Consider the following 2139-nt stretch of genomic DNA (forward strand, 5'->3'; position numbering starts at 1 on the left):
AATCCACGCGTCGGGGTATCGGGTGCATGCGGAGCGAAGAGCGTCCAGCGGGCCACCGGGGCCGTCCGCTGTCACGGTCTCGCGCGGGAAGGCGGTAAGGATGCTGTAGCGCCCGCGCTGGCTATCATCCCCGCCAGACAGGAACAGCACGCCGGGCGCACGCTCCAGCGCCGCGAGACAGCTCAGCGGATCGCGCCAGGCCAGGGTAAGGCCGGCCCGGTAATGTTCGGCGTTGCGCGCCATGGTGTCGGTTACCCGGTCAGGTTCTCGCGAAGGCGTTCGATGACAGCGTCTTCAAGCCCCAGCGCATCACGAAGGTAGGCGCGCTGGTCGCCGATGGCCTCCATGGCTGCATCATAATAGCCGGCCTCGACACCCAGAAAGGCCCGCAATTCCTCGTGGCCTGCTTTCTTGCCGAGCGTCTCTTCGAGGCGCCGTCCGATAGCCGGAACCAGACGGTCGAAATCGACCGCCGTGTTGGTCATCAGATAGTCCTGCCGGACCTCTTCTTCATCGACGCCAAGCGCGGTGAGAAGAAGGGCGCAGAACAGGCCTGTGCGATCCTTGCCGGCTGCACAATGCACGATGAAGCCATGATTGGCCTCGCTGTCTGCAAGCTGGCGCAGGCCGTTGGCAAACACCCACTGATTGCCCGGGTCGAACGGCAGGCGGCGATAGGTTTCGGTCATGAAGCCGCGAATGGAGTCCAGCGACAGATCACTTTCGCGCAGGAAGACCAGATGCGGCGGCTCGTCCGAACCGGCATGGTCGCTGGCGAGAACAGTGACGCCCTCGCGCTGCGGCCAGTGGGAGGGTTCCGCTTCGCGTTCCCGCGGACGGCGCAGGTCCGCCACCAGCCGGATGGAGAGGCCATCCATGGTTTCAAGGTCGGCCGGCGTGGCCCGCGAGAACTGCCCGGACCGGTAAAGCCCGTCGCGGACTCGGCCGCCTCCGGCCAGTGCATAGGCGCCAAACCGTCGGAAATTGTGGACGCCCTCAAGGCGCAGGACTCTATCGCTCATGCCCCTGACCTAGCCCGCCGGGCAACGTCCAGCAAGGCGGGCATACGCCTGAACAGGGAAATTTAACCTGTTTACTCTATTAGGTGGTCAAGGCGCACAACAAAGCGCCACAGGTGGGGAAATCTGATGCGCGTTTTCACATGCCTCTTCACGGAGCATAACCTCTGGTTCGTGCTCCTCGCTGCGATCATGTGCGTCGTTGGCGCCACGGTCACCATCCGTCTTTACAGACAGGTCTTGCGGGCCGAGGGCCTCGCCCGGCTCGGCTGGGCGTTCCTCGCAGCCATCTGCGCCGGGTCGGCCATATGGACCACCCATTTCATCGCCATGCTCGGCTACCAGCCCGGCACGGCCGTCACGCTGGATGCCTGGCTGACGATAGCCTCCGGTCTCATCGCGATTGGCGGTTCTGGCCTTGCTTTTCTTGTCGCCGCCAACCGGCACCTGAAGCTGGCCCCGCTTTTTGGTGGCGCACTTCTGGGCCTGACCATTTCGGCCATGCACTTCACCGGCATGTTTGCCTACAAGGTGGATGGCATTGTCACCTGGGATGCTGGCTACATCGCCGCTGCGATTGCCATGGCGATGGCGTTGGGCGCGGCTGCCATGCATCTCACTCCGAACTGGCAGGGTGGCTGGCGCTGCATGGTGCCGTCCCTGACCCTGGTTGTCGGCATCGTGCTTCTGCACTTCACCGGCATGGCCGCGTTTATGGTCCAGCCGCTCGCCGGTTATCAGCCGGGTGCCAGCTCTGACGCCTTCATGGTGATGGCCGTCGCGGTTGCGATTGCCGGCATCCTGATCCTCGGGACGGGCCTTGCGACCTTCTACATCGAGAAGCGCATGCGCGAGGCCTCGGACGAACAGCTGCGTCACGCCGCCCTGCATGACCCGCTGACCGGCCTGCCGAACCGCACCAGCTTCTATGCCCGTCTGGATGCCCGTCTTGCCGGACAGCACGCAGACAGCACCGCTGTTGCGGCCATCGACCTGAACCGGTTCAAGGAAATCAACGATAGCTGGGGCCATGCTGCCGGCGACCATGTGCTGTGCACGCTGGCCGAGCGCCTGCGCAAGTTTGACGGCTCAAAGCACTTTACCGCCCGCCTTGGCGGCG

2 protein-coding genes and 1 pseudogene are annotated in these 2139 nt (G+C 64.3%); 1 reads left to right on the forward strand and 2 read right to left on the reverse strand.

The genetic code is table 11. From position 1 onward, the window contains the following. Positions 1-243: pseudogene (locus tag ACTS2Z_RS07775) on the reverse strand (hypothetical protein); the annotation flags it as partial. An 8-nt stretch (positions 244-251) separates the two neighbouring features. Further along, positions 252-1022: a tyrosine-protein phosphatase gene (locus ACTS2Z_RS07780; protein WP_442572647.1), complete on the reverse strand. Its 771-nt coding sequence runs from the start codon at positions 1020-1022 to the stop codon at positions 252-254. Positions 1023-1148: 126 nt separating this feature from the next. Between ACTS2Z_RS07780 and ACTS2Z_RS07785 the strand changes: the two genes are divergently transcribed. Continuing rightward, positions 1149-2139 (forward strand): MHYT domain-containing protein (locus ACTS2Z_RS07785; protein WP_442572648.1); only part of this gene is annotated, 991 nt, incomplete at its 3' end.

The organism is Glycocaulis sp. (assembly GCF_052168375.1).
Classification (GTDB): domain Bacteria; phylum Pseudomonadota; class Alphaproteobacteria; order Caulobacterales; family Maricaulaceae; genus Glycocaulis.

Bases quoted from the DNA above. Each gene is read 5' to 3' on its own strand.
- ACTS2Z_RS07780 (WP_442572647.1), bottom strand. From the start codon at position 1,022: ATGAGCGATAGAGTCCTGCGCCTTGAGGGCGTCCACAATTTCCGACGG.